This is a genomic window from Sphingomonas rustica (assembly GCF_039652585.1).
GTDB lineage: Bacteria > Pseudomonadota > Alphaproteobacteria > Sphingomonadales > Sphingomonadaceae > Sphingomonas > Sphingomonas rustica.
Genome location: NZ_JBDIZK010000005.1, coordinates 1 through 14,138, shown reverse-complemented (window position 1 = coordinate 14,138; position 14,138 = coordinate 1). Strand labels below are relative to the sequence as shown.

13 protein-coding genes and 1 pseudogene are annotated in these 14,138 nt (G+C 66.9%); 6 read left to right on the top strand and 8 right to left on the bottom strand.

What is annotated here, in order from left to right; all coding sequences use genetic code 11:
* The first annotated feature begins 136 nt into the window (after nucleotides 1–136).
* Nucleotides 137–1,084 carry a hypothetical protein gene (locus tag TPR58_RS09460; RefSeq protein ID WP_346246398.1) on the top strand — a complete coding sequence of 316 codons (948 nt, stop codon included), beginning with the start codon at nucleotides 137–139 and terminating at the stop codon, nucleotides 1,082–1,084.
* Nucleotides 1,085–1,094: 10 nt separating this feature from the next.
* Here the strand turns inward: TPR58_RS09460 and TPR58_RS09455 are convergent, their stop codons facing one another.
* Complete coding sequence (locus TPR58_RS09455; protein ID WP_346246683.1) at nucleotides 1,095–3,422, bottom strand: putative bifunctional diguanylate cyclase/phosphodiesterase; 2,328 nt, start codon at nucleotides 3,420–3,422, stop codon at nucleotides 1,095–1,097.
* Nucleotides 3,423–3,600: 178 nt separating this feature from the next.
* Nucleotides 3,601–5,376, bottom strand: a complete 1,776-nt coding sequence (locus TPR58_RS09450; RefSeq protein ID WP_346246397.1) for a fatty acyl-AMP ligase — start codon at nucleotides 5,374–5,376, stop codon at nucleotides 3,601–3,603.
* Between the two features lie 175 nt (nucleotides 5,377–5,551).
* On the opposite strand from TPR58_RS09450, the gene TPR58_RS09445 reads away from it, so the two are divergent.
* The 5 genes and pseudogenes from TPR58_RS09445 to TPR58_RS09425 all read left to right on the top strand — a co-directional run.
* Nucleotides 5,552–6,043, top strand: a complete 492-nt coding sequence (locus TPR58_RS09445) for a regulatory protein RecX (RefSeq protein ID WP_346246396.1) — start codon at nucleotides 5,552–5,554, stop codon at nucleotides 6,041–6,043.
* A 168-nt stretch (nucleotides 6,044–6,211) separates the two neighbouring features.
* Nucleotides 6,212–6,736 carry a cold-shock protein gene (locus TPR58_RS09440; protein ID WP_346246682.1) on the top strand — a complete coding sequence of 175 codons (525 nt, stop codon included), beginning with the start codon at nucleotides 6,212–6,214 and terminating at the stop codon, nucleotides 6,734–6,736.
* A 6-nt stretch (nucleotides 6,737–6,742) separates the two neighbouring features.
* Nucleotides 6,743–7,258 carry a DUF192 domain-containing protein gene (locus tag TPR58_RS09435; protein WP_346246395.1) on the top strand — a complete coding sequence of 172 codons (516 nt, stop codon included), beginning with the start codon at nucleotides 6,743–6,745 and terminating at the stop codon, nucleotides 7,256–7,258.
* 60 nt (nucleotides 7,259–7,318) lie between these two features.
* Nucleotides 7,319–7,711, top strand: a complete 393-nt coding sequence (locus TPR58_RS09430) for an NADH:ubiquinone oxidoreductase subunit NDUFA12 (RefSeq protein ID WP_346246394.1) — start codon at nucleotides 7,319–7,321, stop codon at nucleotides 7,709–7,711.
* Nucleotides 7,708–8,148: pseudogene (locus TPR58_RS09425) on the top strand (DUF2155 domain-containing protein); the annotation flags it as partial. The gene TPR58_RS09430 and the pseudogene TPR58_RS09425, both read left to right, overlap by 4 nt.
* A gap of 35 nt (nucleotides 8,149–8,183) precedes the next feature.
* Here TPR58_RS09425 and aat read toward each other — a convergent pair.
* The 6 genes from aat to TPR58_RS09395 all read right to left on the bottom strand — a co-directional run bounded on the left by aat (nucleotide 8,184) and on the right by TPR58_RS09395 (nucleotide 13,947).
* Nucleotides 8,184–8,942, bottom strand: coding sequence for a leucyl/phenylalanyl-tRNA--protein transferase (gene aat / locus TPR58_RS09420; protein ID WP_346246393.1), 759 nt, complete (start codon nucleotides 8,940–8,942; stop codon nucleotides 8,184–8,186).
* Nucleotides 8,939–9,670: a ParA family protein gene (locus TPR58_RS09415; protein WP_346246392.1), complete on the bottom strand. Its 732-nt coding sequence runs from the start codon at nucleotides 9,668–9,670 to the stop codon at nucleotides 8,939–8,941. Before TPR58_RS09415 ends, aat begins: the two co-directional genes overlap by 4 nt.
* 114 nt (nucleotides 9,671–9,784) lie before the next feature.
* Nucleotides 9,785–10,213, bottom strand: coding sequence for a hypothetical protein (locus tag TPR58_RS09410; protein ID WP_346246391.1), 429 nt, complete (start codon nucleotides 10,211–10,213; stop codon nucleotides 9,785–9,787).
* Between the two features lie 53 nt (nucleotides 10,214–10,266).
* A complete protein-coding gene (locus TPR58_RS09405; RefSeq protein WP_346246390.1) occupies nucleotides 10,267–11,601 on the bottom strand; it encodes a Y-family DNA polymerase in 1,335 nt (444 codons plus the stop codon).
* 140 nt (nucleotides 11,602–11,741) lie between these two features.
* Nucleotides 11,742–13,346, bottom strand: coding sequence for a vWA domain-containing protein (locus TPR58_RS09400; RefSeq protein ID WP_346246389.1), 1,605 nt, complete (start codon nucleotides 13,344–13,346; stop codon nucleotides 11,742–11,744).
* Nucleotides 13,347–13,449: 103 nt separating this feature from the next.
* Entirely contained in the window at nucleotides 13,450–13,947 is a 498-nt protein-coding gene (locus tag TPR58_RS09395; RefSeq protein WP_346246681.1) for a DNA-deoxyinosine glycosylase, read from the bottom strand.
* Nucleotides 13,948–14,138 lie beyond the last annotated feature (191 nt).

Here is a 14,138-nt window from a genome sequence, read left to right as displayed (position 1 = left end):
CCGTGGGGCCGGGGCAAGAGGATGTTGCGACATCCCGACCCGGTTTGTGCACCCTCTCTGGCTGACCTGTTACGGAACATTGCTGGGGGAAATTCCGGATTCCCGATTGTCCCCAAAATGGGCAGGAAGCAAGTCGATGAGCTCGTTGCCCCGATTCGTTCCGGCGAATGCCGAGGAGTTCCCCCCAATCCGGATCGTGACCCGCCTGCTGGCGGAGATGCAGACCGCGATCGTCGCCTCCGGCGTTCGCGCACTGGACGGCGGTCTTGAACGGTTCGCGATCTTCACGCTGATCGTCCGACAGACCATGCCCGATCTCGGCGGGGACAGCGGCGCCAATATCGGCCGGGCCATCTCCGTCTACTCGCTCGCCTCGTCCATGTCGCAACCCTATGAGACGGTTCGCCGGCATGTGAATGCACTGGTCGAACTGGGCCTGTGCCTGAGGCTGGAGGGCGGTGTCGCCGCCACGCCCGACGGTCTCAGGCTGCCCGCCTTCGCCTCGCTGATGATCGAGACCCATGACCGGTTCGTGCGGTTGATCGCCGATATGGCGACGCTCGACCTGCCATTGCCAAGGCCAAGGCCGGGAACGTCCTACGACCTGCGCTCCGGGGTCCAGGTGGCTGTCGACATGATGCTGGCGGCGGTGGACACCAATCGCGGAACGCATGAGGATATCGTCGAGCTCGCGCTGTTCTCGACGATCCTGTCCGGCAATCTTGCGCGCATGGCCCGCGACCGGGCGCTGGCGCTCAAATATCGCGATCAGCGCGAGCCGGTGCCGGACGAATTGCTCGACGCGATGCGAATCAGCGTTCTGGCCCGGGTGATGGGCCTGCCCGACACGACCGTTCGTCGGCGCGTGGGGGTGATGGTTGCCGAGGGCAAGCTGATCCGCAAGGGGAGCGGCGTGATCATCTCTCAGGCGTGGATGAACGACGACGCGTGCCTGGCGACCAGCCTTGCCAGCTATCGCAACACGCGGCGGCTGCTGGAACGGATGGCGACGACCGGTTTTCCGTTTCAGGCACCGGCCAGCGCCTATGTGATCGGCCGGCCCGCGGACATGGTCTTCGCCTGACGCCGGATCGTCAGGCCGCCGCCGCGGCGCTGGTCTTCGGCACGGTTAGCGCATGGGCCTCGTGCGCGGGCAGGGGTCGGCCGAAATAATAGCCCTGGACCTTGGTGCAGCCGAGGCGGCGGACCATCAGATGCTCCTCTTCGGTCTCGACGCCTTCCGCGGTCGTGGCCATGCCCAGGCTGTCGGCCAGCGCAACCACGGCGCGGATGATGGCGATCGCTTCCTTTGCGCCGCGCGACGCGGCCTGGACGAAGCTGCGGTCGACCTTGATCGACGAGAAGCGCGTGCGACTGAGATAGCCCAGTGACGAATAGCCGGTACCGAAATCGTCGAGGCTGAGGCGGATGCCGAGGTCGAGGATCTTTTCGAGCACCTGTACCGCGACGGTGCCCTGTCGCATGAACACGCCCTCGGTCACCTCCAGTTCCAGCCGTTCGGGGGGGAGTCCCGACTGGTTCAGCGCCTGGGCAACGACACTGACGAAGTTGGGATTGTGCAGCTGCTCGGGGCTGACATTCACGGCGACGCGTACCGGCGTCTCCCACCGCGCGGCCTCGGCGATCGCGGCGCGCAGGACCCATTCGCCGATCGGCCCGATCAGGCGCGCATCCTCGGCAAGGGGCACGAACTTGGCCGGCGATACCGGCCCCAGCTCGGGATGCGTCCAGCGCAGCAGCGCCTCGAAGCCGGTGAGCTTGCCCGAGTCCGCGTCGACCACCGGCTGATACTGGAGGTGCATCTCGTCATTGCCGACCGCATTGCGTAGCGCGATCTCGAGCACCCGGCGCTCTTCTGCGGCAAGGTGGAGCTGGGGTTCATAGGCATGGAACACGCCGCCGCCGGCATCCTTCGACCGGTAGAGCGCCAGGTCGGCGGAGCGGATCAGCGTCTCCGCCGTGCGTCCGTCGCGTGGACCGCGGGCCAGGCCGATCGAGGCGCCGATGTACAGGGTATGCTGGTCGACCTCATAGGGGCGCGACAGCGTGTCGATGATGGTGCGAGCCAGCCTTTCGGTCGCGGCGCTGTCGGCGGCGTCGTGAATGACGACCGCGAACTCGTCGCCGCCCAGGCGGCCGATCATCTCGTTCTCGCTCATCAGCTGGCGAAGACGGTCGGCGACCCGACCGAGCAGCCGGTCCCCGATCGGGTGGCCCAGCGTGTCGTTGACCGCCTTGAACCGGTCGAGGTCGATCATCATGAAGGCGCAGCGCGACCCCCATTTCTCCGCGTCCGCCATCGCCAGGGCGAGCGTCTCGTGGATCAGAAGCCGGTTGGGCAGGCCGGTCAGCGTGTCATAGCGCGCCATGCGGTTGATTCGCGCCGCTGAATGCTGCGCCTCGGTCACGTCCGAGCCGACACCGCGAAAGCCGATGAAGCTGCCGCGCTCGTCGAACCGCGGGGCGGCCGACATCTGCCACCAGCGCTGGTCGCTGCCGACCTGGACGGACAGCAGCAGGTCGCGGAACGGCTCGCGCGCCTTCAGCCTCGCGGCGAGTTCGCGCAGGCCGGGTCCGAACTCGCCGCTGTCCCAGCTCGGGCCGGCGACCAGCTGGAGAAAGGGCGTGCCGTTGATCGTCGCCGGATCGGCGCCGATCGAGAGGGTGAATCCCGGATTGGCGCGGCTGACGCGGCGCTGCGCATCGATCTCCCACAGCCAGTCGGCGCTGGTGTCCTGCGATTCACGCAGCAACAGGCTGACCGTCTCGTCGCGTTCGGCCAGCGCGATCTCGTGCGCGCGGATGACGACCAGCGACTTGCCGCGCCAGATCGTCGTCATCGCCAGCAAGGCGGTGAAGACCAGCGTCGCCGCGGCAAGCCCGGGGGCGGCGACGAGCAACAGCATCGCCGTCATCGACAGGCCAAGGACCGTGACGAAGGCGATCGTCGCCAGCGGCAAGGCCGCCATCGCGACCGCGCCTGCGGTCATCAGCAGCGAGAGGATGATCCACAGCGACAGCGCGGTCTCGACCGCGGCGAGATGGCCGAAGGCGAGGGGCGGAATCGACCAGACCGCGCCGAGGGCGATTCCGTCGAGCGCGGTGTCGCGCACGTCTCCCAGCGAGGCGGTGACCGCATGGCGCACGCGTCCGGCCAGGCGGCGAAAGGCGACGCCGCACGCGATCGCGGCGGCCAGCGCCCCCCAGGCGGCGAGTGCCCAGACCGGGACGATCGGCGACAGGATCATCGCGACCAGCGCCGCGCCGACGAGGTTCGCCGCGAGCATGAACAGCGCCAGCTGGCTGCCGGCATTCATCTGCGCCGCGCGGATCGGGCCCCAGTCGGTTGCGTCCGCCGGGTCATGCAGTCCAAGAAGCGCACGCGCGTCGATGCGCGGCATCGCGAAGCGGGATGTCGGCTGATCGGTCACCGGGCGACGCTAGCGCCAAGCGGTTAGCGAGACGTTGAAGGTTGCTTGCATCTGCAAGTAATTTCGGCGCGTTCGAGCGCGATCCGCAAAGAAAAGGCGCCCCGGTCGCGGGACCGGAGCGCCTTCGATGCTGTGCCGGCAAGCCGGGTCAGGCGGCGAGCGCGTAGGGCTTGATCTCGCCGTTCAGATACAGGTTGCGTGCCTTGGCGCGGCTGAGCTTGCCCGAACTGGTGCGCGGCAGGGTGCGCGGCGGGACCAGCTCGACGACGCAGTTCATGCCGGTCACCGAGCGGACGCGCTCGCGGATCTCGTCGCGCAGGCGGACGCGCTCGAACTCGTCCGAGGTGCGGCACTGGACCAGCACCGCGGGCGTCTCCTCGCCGCCGGGGGTGGTGATCGCGAAGGCGGCGATGTCGCCCTGCTTGAAGCCGGGCAGCTGCTCGACCGCCCATTCGATGTCCTGCGGCCAGTGGTTCTTGCCGTTGACGATGATCATGTCCTTGGCGCGGCCGACGATGTAGATATAGCCTTCGCTGATATAGCCCATGTCGCCGGTGTCGAGCCAGCCGTCGACCAGGCAGGCGGCGGTCGATTCGGGATCGCGGAAATAGCCGACCATCACCGACGGACCGCGGCACCAGACCTTGCCGATCGCCTTTTCGGGAAGCGGCGTGCCGTCTTCCTCGCGGATCTGGATCTCCATGTCACGCGCGGGCTTGCCGCAATTGACGATGGCGCGAAAGCGCTGCGGCCGGTCGGCACGCGCCACATCGCCGCCCGACAACTGGGTCTCCTCGACCAGCTCGACGCGAATGCCCTCGCCCGGGGGCATGATCGATACCGCCAGCGTCGCCTCGGCCAGGCCGTAGCTGGGCAGGAAGGCGGACGCCTTGAACCCGGCATCGGCGAAGGCATCGACGAATTTCTGCATCACATCGGGACGGATCATGTCCGCGCCGTTGCCGGCCACCCGCCAGCGCGACAGGTCGAACCGGTCCGACGCCTTGGTCTGCGACGACATGCGGCGCGAGCAGATGTCATAGCCGAAGGTCGGCGAATAGCTGAGCGTCGTGCCCTTGTTACGGCTGATGAGATCGAGCCAGGCGAGGGGACGGCGCGCGAAATCCTCGGTCTTGAGATAGTCGGTCGAGACCTGGTTGGCGACGACCGACAACAGGCAGCCGACCAGGCCCATGTCGTGATACCAGGGCAGCCACGAGACGCAGCGATCGCCGTCGCCGACATGCATGCCATGGCTGTGCGCGGCGAGGTTATTGAGCAGGGCATGGTGCGTGATCGCGACGCCGTGCGGGAAGCGGGTCGATCCGCTGGAATATTGCAGATAGGCAATGTCGTCGGTCTTCGCGACGGGCAGCAATGTCTCGGCCGCAGGGCGCTGCTCGAACTCGCTCCAGTCGATCCCCTCGACCCCGCGGGCGCGCGCCGCCTCGGCGCACATCGCGCCGATCTCGGGCGGATAGATCAGAATCGTGGGATCGCAGCTGGTCAGCTGGACGGTGAGCTGGTCGATATAGGACTGGGCGCCGCCGAACGAGGTCGGCAGGGGCAGCGGCACCGGCCAGGCGCCGGCATAGATCACGCCGAAGAACAGCGAGGCGAACTCGGCACCCGTCTCGGCGATCAGGGCGATGCGATCCTCGGGCTGCACGCCGGCCGCGATCAGGCGATAGGCCTGCTCCAGCGCATCGGCGCGCAGTTCGGAAAAGGGATAGGGGCGGGCAAGATTGCCGCGCGCATCGTGAAAATTCAGCCCGCGAACGCCCTGCGCGGCATAGTCCAGCGCCTCGCCGAGGGTGGCGAAGTCGGCATAGCGCCGCACCAGCATATCGTCGGTCGGCGTCGGAGCCAGCGTTGCCGGCGAGGCCGAATTGTTTTCGGGCGATCCCGTAACGTCCAAAACCATTCCTGTCTCTTTACCCCTGTGTGGCAGCCAACCCAGTGCCCCCACACGCAGAAAATCTACGATCGGTTCTGCTGCGCACTGTCGTTCAAAATCGGTTGCCACTGTGGCACAATCATGGCGCATGACCCAGCAGCGCCGCACCCTATCCCCCTTGAATCAAGCCGATCTGGAACGATTGGCGCTTCGCTATGTCGAGCGATATGCGACGACCCGCGGTCGCCTCGCGACCTATTTGCGCAGGAAAATCCGCGAGCGCGGCTGGGAGGGCGAAACCGCCGCGGACCCGGTCGCACTGGCCGAGTGGATGGCCGAGCTTCGCTATGTCGACGACCGCGCCTTTGCCGAAATGCGTGCGGGGTCGATGGGCCGGCGCGGGCTGGGGGCGCGACGGATCGAGCAGGCGTTGCGCTTCGACGGGATCGATGAGCAGGACCGGAGCGCAGTCTCGTCGATGCTGGAGGAGGAGGCGACGACCAGCGCGCTCGCCTTCGCCCGGCGCAAGCGGATCGGTCCCTGGGCGCGGGCGGTGGCGGATCCGGCGCTGCGCCAGAAACAGGTGGCGGCGCTCGTCCGGGCAGGTCATGCTCCCGATCTGGCACGGCGAATCGTGCGGATCGAACCGTCCGACGACCCCGATGGGGCGATCACGGCGGCGGGGCTGGCCTGAACGCTTCGCAATCAAACTGTCGAACCGGCGGAAACCGCCTGATACAAAGCAGTTTCCAGCGCAGAAAAAGATGATAATGTCATCGACTGGGGGAAGAATGACATGCGTGCGAACCCGCAGTTTATGCAGCCCGGGCCGGTGGCGGACGAGTTGCACGTGACCGATAGGATGGACGTCGGCGGCAGTCCGGAGGGGCTGCCCTGTTCGGGCGTCGTCAAATGGTTCGACGTGACCAGGGGCTTCGGCTTCGTGGTCGCGGACCAACCCGAGATCGGCGATATCCTGGTGCATTTCAGCGTCCTGCAGGATCATGGCCGGCGCAGCCTTCCCGAGGGGGCTCGCGTCGAATGCTTCGCGGTGAAGCGTCACCGTGGCTTCCAGGCGACGGCGATCAGCTCGATCGACATGAGCGGTGCCGTCGAACTGGTTCGCCCGAGAGCGCCCGACCGGGCGGATCGGTTGAAGCTGATCGACTCCGCGGGCGACTGGGAACCGGTGACGGTCAAGTGGTTCAACCGCATCAAGGGCTATGGTTTCCTGGTGCGCGATGGCGACAGCAGCGATATCTTCGTGCATATGGAGACGCTGCGGCGTGCCGAGATCGACGAGATCGAGCCCGGCCAGCCGCTGAGTGCGCGGATCGTCGACGGAGAAAAGGGGCCGCTGGCGGTTGCTGTCGAAAGGACAGGCTGAACTGCCATGGTGTTCGAGTATGCGTTGAGAGCGGCGATCGCCGCCACGATCCTGTTCGGGCCGACGGCGTCGGCCCTGACTCCCGCCGATGCCCAGGCCGCTCGGCCGGCCACCGCGACGATCGAGGTCGTCGTGACCACGGCATCCGGCACCCCCCACCGGTTCCAGGTCGAGCATGCCAGGACCCCCGAGGCCCAGTCGCGCGGGCTGATGTACCGCACCGACCTGCCCCGCGACGGCGGCATGTTGTTCGCACCCTATCCGGGCGACGGAAGTCCGCCGCGCGAAGCCGGCTTCTGGATGCACAATACGCCCACCCCGCTCGACATCCTGTTCATCCGCCCCGACGGCGTGATCGCCCGAATCGCGGCGAATGCGAAGCCGCTGGACGATACCCGGATCGTGTCGGGCGAAGCGGTTTCCGCGGTGCTCGAGCTGAACGGCGGACGGGCCGCGGAACTCGGTATCGCCGAGGGCGACCGGGTCGACTGGCCCGGCCGCAAGCGCGGCAGGACGAAGTGATCCGCCAAGCGGCAGGAATCGAATTGCCTCGGCACGGGGCGTCGCGCTAAGGGCAGCCGCATGGGTATCCTCAAGAATATTTTCACCTGGTGGGAAGGCGCCACCTTCGGCACCTGGATGGGTCTGCGCGGCAAGACCCGCGTCGGCGAGGACGCGCAGGGCAATGTCTATTGGCAGGGCGGAAGCGATACCGCCGGCAATCCGCGCCGCTGGGTCATCTATTCCGGCCTAAACGACGCCAGCCGGGTCCCGCCCGAATGGTTCAGCTGGCTGCACCACCAGATCGACGGGGCGCCCGACCAGTCGCTTCCCGCGCCGCGCGTGTGGGAAAAGCCGCCCGAGCCCAACCGCACCGGCACGATCGAGGCATGGCGTCCCAAGGGCGCGCTCGAGGAGGGGGGCCGCCGCGTCGCCGCGACCGGCGACTATGAGGCCTGGACCCCCGGCGCATGATCTCGCGCCTCCGCACGGCGACCGCGGCGGCGCTGCTGCTCGGTCTGGGCGCCTGTGGCGGGGACGACGCCGCAAGCGTCGGCAACAACCAGAGCATCGACGATATCGTCACGACTGACGGCGGTGACATGACCAACGTCGCGCCATCGGCCGACGTGACGGAGGTGGCGCCCGACGGCACCGAGGCGGCCGCGGCGACGCCGATGAAGGACCGGATCGCGACGATCGGCCTGCTGAACAAGCGCAACGGCCAGGAGCGCGAGCTGAAGCTGAAGCCGGGCCAGGCAGTGCGCGTCGGCGATACCATCGTCCGCCTGCGCGCCTGCGAGAAGACCGCCCCCTGGGAGAATTTCCAGGATCAGGGCGCGTTCGTCCAGCTCGACGTCCAGCAGCCGGATCGCACCTGGCGCCGCGTCTTCTCCGGCTGGCTCTATGCCGCCAGGCCGGCGCTCAACGTCGTGCAGCACCCGATCTACGACGTCTGGGCCAAGAGCTGCACGATGACCTTCCGCGATTCGGGCCCGAACACCGTCTCCGCCGGGGAAGGCGCCAAGGGATCTTCGAGCGCGAAGAAGGCGTCGAGCGCGGAGAAATCGCCTTCGGCCGAGCCCGCTCCCGCGGCGACGCCCGCAGCCTCGCCAAGCGCGGCGCCCAGCAACCCGACATAATCGTCGCGCGGAATCTCGACCGCGCCCAGCGATGCGAGATGATCGGTGATGAACTGGCAGTCGAGCAGCGTGAAGCCGCCGACGCGCAGCCGCGCGACCAGCCAGGCCAGCGCGACCTTCGACGCGTCGCGTGCGCGGCTGACCATCGACTCTCCGAAAAAGGCGCGGCCGAGCGCGAGGCCGTAAAGCCCGCCGACCAGCCGATCCGCTTCCCAGACCTCGATCGAATGGGCGAAGCCGCGGCGATGCAGCTCGATGAACACCGTCTCGATCGGCCCGCTGATCCAGGTATCGGGGCGGTCGTCGGCGCTTTCGGCGCACAGCCGGATGATCGCTTCGAAGCAGGTATCCGAGGTGACCCGGAACCGGTCCGACAGGAGGGTCTTGCGCAGCGATTTCGACAGGTGGAAGCCGTCGAGCGGAAGGATGCCGCGCAGCTTGGGTTCGACCCAGTAGACGCTGGCCGCGTCGCGATCGTCTGCCATGGGGAAGACGCCCATGGCATAGGCGCGCAGGATGAGATCGGGATCTAGGACCTGGGGCGTGTTCTGGCGGTGGCTCACCGCTTCCTTGTAAGACGCCGCTCGATCGCTTGCCAGAGGGCCGCAAAGGCCTGGGCGGCGGGAGCCCGCGGCGCATAGTCGCCCAGCGGCGCGCGGTGGGTCGCCATCGCCTCGACGATGCTGGCCATCGGAATGACCGGCCAGTCGGGATGCGCCCGGATTGCCTCGGCATGGAGCCGCCGACGGCCGTCGACCATCGAATGGACCGGCATCAACGGCACCTTGTTGCCCTTCGCCACGAGGTGGGCCGCGACCTCGTCGAAGGCGCGCATCGACAGCGGGGAGGGGACGACAGGCACCACGATCAGGTCGGCGGCGCGCATCACCTGCTCGCTGGTGTCGGTCAGTCCGGGCGGGCAATCGAGAAGAACGCGGTCATAGGCGCTCCCCAGCTGGTCGAGCAATTTCGCCAGCCGCTTCTTCTTGTCGAGCTGGTGGAAGACCAGATCGAGTTCGCGCAGCGACGAATCCGCGCCGAGCAGGTCGAGTCGATCGATCCCGCTTTGCCGGATCAGCCGGGACGCCTCGACATCCTTGGTAAAGACCGCCTGGGCGCGGTCGCGCGCCGCCGCGCCCTGGCCAAGCAGGAAGGTCGAGGCGGCCTGGGGATCGAGATCCCATAACAGGGTGCGCCGGGACGATTGGGCGGCGGAGCACCAGGCAAGATTGACCGCCAGCGTCGTCTTTCCGACGCCGCCCTTCAGGCTGTAGACCGCAACCGTCGCCACCCGCACGCTCTCCGCAAATTTGCCCGTTCGCAACAGGGCATGAAAAAGGGCCGGCGGAAAGCCCGCCGGCCCTTTTCTTGCGAGAGAATGTTACGTTGCGAAGACCGAAGGGCTTCAGGCCTTGCAGGTCTTGGTACCGACGCCCGGCGCTTCGATCGTTGCAGCCTTGGCATCGCCAGTGATCTTGTAGCCACCCTCGGCCACGAAGGGCTGGCCGGCTTCCGGCGCGCGCAGCGTGGTGCCGCCCATCGCGCCCTTTTCGGTCTTCAGGACGGCCATCGTGTCGCCTTTCATGAAGTCGACGAAGGCAAGCGTGTTGCCCGGCTGGCAGCGGAAGCTGACGCTGGCTGCGATCGCCGGCGGCAGTTCTTTCTTCGGTGCGTTCTTCACCTTCTCGGCATTGGGGTCGGCCGGGCGGCCGCCGATGACTTCGGGTTCGGGCTTGCAGGCGGACAGCGAAAGGATTGCGACCAAGGCTGTTGCGAGGATGGGGAGGGTTTTCATAGCGGATGCTCTGTTTGCCGATGGTTTCCAGCCCGTCAAGGCTTTCGTGATATAAAGTCACACAAAATTTGTGCGACGCAATGAAATTACGTTTACTCGTGAAATTCCTCGATCTCGGGAATCCGCCCAAAGGCGATCTTGCTTCCCACCGCGCCGAGTCGACCCCCGTTTAACGGTCCGACTGAGACTGCCGTGCGTCCGAACCTTTCATTGATCCGATCCATGGCACGGCTCAGCGCAAGCGTGCGCGTTTCGCGGGCCAGCGGGTCATCTGGAGCAAGCGCAGCGAACAGCGATTGCTGGTCTCCGTCAGCCGCTTCGATCTCGCACAGGGTGACGCCGATCATCCGAAGGCGGAAGCCGCCAGGGCGCTTTTTTCCCGCATCCGCGAGCCGCGGGAACAGGTGATCAAGTGCGTGAAGAATCACGAAACTGTCCTGGGTGCGCGGCAATTTGATCGAGGCGCGCCAGTTGGACTTGTCGTCTTCGAACTTGCCGTGGAGCACGAGCAGGCGCGTGCGATAGCCCTTGCGACGCAGCCGGCTGGCCGCCTTCAGCGTCAGCCGGCGCGCGGTCAGCCGGGTCGGCTCCATCCCGCGCTTCGAGGGCGACAGGACGTGGCTGTGGCCGATCGTGCGGCTCTGCGTCGGCTTGTCGGGCAGGTCGACGCCGTGGAGCAGGAACCACAACCGGTCGCCGTTCAGGCTGCCCCAGGCGGCGCCTGCGTCGCGGGGGCGTCGCTCGCAATATTGGCGGATGTCGAGAATGCCGTCCTGCGCCAGCCGCCGCTCCATCCGGGCGCCGATGCCGGCGATGTCGCGCAGCTTCAGGTCGTACAGCCGGTCGGGCAGTTCATGCCCCTGGAGCATCACCAGCCCGTCGGGCTTCTGCATGTCGCTGGCCAGTTTCGCGAGCAGTCGGTTCGGCGCGATGCCGACCGACGAGGTCAGGCATTCGCCGACATTGGTGCGGATCGCCGCCTTGATCCGACGCGCGAGCGCCAGCGCATCCTCGGGCGAATTCTCGTTGTCGAGCAGCCGGCAGGCGACCTCGTCGATCGAGCAGACCATCGTGACGGGCACATGCTTCCAGATCTCTTCGACGATGCGGTGGTGAAACTCGACATATTTCCGGTGCTGTGCCGGCGCGATCACGAGGTCGCGGCACTTGCGCTTCGCTTCCCACACCGGGGTCAGCGTGGTGATGCCATAGCGTTTCGCCTCGACCGAGGCGGCGATGGCGACGGTCGTATCGCTGTCGACCGGCGCGACGATCAGCGGACGCCCGCGCCAGGCCGGGTTCAATTGCTGCTCGACGCTGGCGAAATAGGAATTCAGGTCGAGGAACAGCCAGCGCAGCGGCCGCGGCGGAAAGGCCAGCACGGCCTCGGGCGAGGGGATGGGGTCTAGGCGACTCGGCTGGGGCATCTGCGGCGGAACAATAGTGGAACATCGCCACCGCGCCAATCGCGGGAGGGGGCGTCGCGGCCCGACCCGGCGGAGAGCCGGGCCGCGACGGGCCGGCAGCGTCCGGAGCGCTGCCGGCGATCGGGCGAGATCGGGCAGGCTCACTCCGCGCCCCGCAGCGCCCTATCGCTGCGCGGGGAAGCGGCCTCGGCACGATCGATCAGCCCGAGATATTCGCGGCGCCACATGCCGCTCTGGTTGCCGGCGAGCGCGCGGGCATCCTGCCAGCTCCAGCGCCCGAGCAGCGGATCGCCGCGCAGCAACTGGGCGAAGCCGGCGACCGACGCGGCGAAGGCCATGTCGCCCTGCGGTGCCGATGCCTGGGTCAGGAGCGATGCCGCGACGGGGCGCTGGATCAGGCGCGAACTGCTGCCCTCGGGGAGCTTGTAACGCAGCTTCACGAAGGCGAACTCGCCCCGTTCGCCGCCGGTCCAGCCCGCAGCGGTGGCGGGCGACGGGTTGGCCGAGCGGTTGGCGGCATAACGGCGCTCGCCCGTCCAGCCCTTGCTGCCGCGAGGCACCACCTCGTAGATCGCGGTGACTTGGTGACCCGCGCCGATATCGCCGGCATCGACGTTATCGTTGGCAAAATCCTGCTCGCGAAGTGCGCGATTCTCGTAGCCGATCAGGCGATATTCGCCGATCTCGGCGGGGTTGAACTCGACCTGGACCTTCACGTCCTTGGCAATGGTGAACAGGGTCGAGCTGAGTTCCTCGTCGAGCACCTTTCGCGCTTCCATCGTGCTGTCGATATAGGCGTAGTTGCCGTTCCCCTTGTCGGCGATGCCCTCCATCATCGCGTCGTTCAGATTGCCCTGGCCAAAGCCGAGCGTGGTGAGGGTGATGCCATCGTCGCGGTTGCGCTCGATCAGCTGTTCGAGCTGCGACTGGTCGGTCATCCCGACGTTGAAATCGCCGTCGGTCGCCAGGATCACGCGGTTGATGCCGTCGCGCCGCATGTTGGCGCGCGCCGTCCGGTAGGCGAGTTCTATCCCTTCGCCGCCGGCGGTCGATCCGCCGGCGCTCAGCCGGTCGAGCGCATCGCGGATTTCGTCTGGATCGCTGCTGGCGTCGAGGACCAGCCCGGCGGCACCGGCATAGACGACGATCGACACGCAATCCTGCGGGCGCAAATTGTCGGCCAGCATCGTCAGCGACTGCTTGACCAGCGGTAGCTTGTCGGGATCCCCCATCGATCCCGAGACATCGACCAGGAACACCAGATTGGCGGGCGGCCGCTGACGATAGCTCAGGTCGTATCCGCGCAGGCCGATGCGCAGCAGCCGCGTATCCGGGTTCCACGGCGTGCGCGCGACATCGGTCGTCACGCTGAACGGTTCGCCGCGGTCGGCGGGCAGGGGGTAGTCGTAGTGGAAATAATTGACCAGTTCCTCGGTGCGGACCGCGTCCTTCGGCACCGGCTGGCCGCTGGTGAGGAAGCGGCGGACGTTGGAATAGGCGGCCGTGTCGACATCGACCGCGAAGGTCGAGACCGGTGCCGTCGCGGTGCTGTGCACCGGCGAGATGTCGTTCGCCTTGTACCGCTCGCGCATCTCGGGTGGCAGGGTGGAGACGTCGACGATCTCGGGGCTGGCGCCGCCCTGATAATCGGCCTGATAGGGGGCGCCACCCGGCCCGCCGTTGCTGCCGCATCCCGAAAGCAGTGCCGCGCCGATCGCCGTGGTTACCAGATAGCTGAACCGCATCGCATACCTCCCTGCCTTGATCTTGCCTTAAATGTGGCATGATTGTGGCCAGTGAGGCAAGCGGATTTGAATGACGCCGATACGATGAATATTATCTTCTAATTTAAATGAGATAGTCTGAAAGGCGTTGCCATTCGGGAAGCTTGGCGGCCAAGCCGACCGTGTGGAGCGGACTGCTTGAGGGCAGTGCAATTAGGGCAATCGAATCACATTTTTGCCTTAATTGGGCGGTGCCGTGGCGCCATGCGGTCCCGCCGTTGAACGCGATCGCGCGAAGGTCCGGCAGCGACGCGGCGAGCGCGGCGATGTCGCGAACCTCCGGCTCGCGGATCGCGGCATCGGTGCTTCCCTTGCGCTGCGCGCTGGCGACGACATCCCACAGGCCGACATGGGCGTTCAGCAGGGCATCGAGGCGAGCCTGGTAGTCGAGCGCGGTCAGGTCGCGTCCGATGGCTGCGGACATCAATTGCCAGAACTGGTTCTGGGGATGGGCATAATAGCGCCCTTCCGCGAGCGAGCGCTCACCCGGCAGGCTGCCCAGCACCAGCAGGCGGACACGCGGATCGACGACGGGCGGAAAGGCGTGCTTGCGGGGGTCCATCATGGCCGGGCTAGCATGGCGAGTGGGGCGGAGGGGAGGGGGGAGGGCTTGGTGCGGTGCCCCGACTAAGCACTACTTTGGCAGGTTGAAGGAACCGACAGGAATCGTCATTGATTCGGATGTGTCAGTGTAGGCTGACGGATCCTTTGCGATGGCGGTGAACGAGACCTGGCGGATCGATCTGGAGCGAT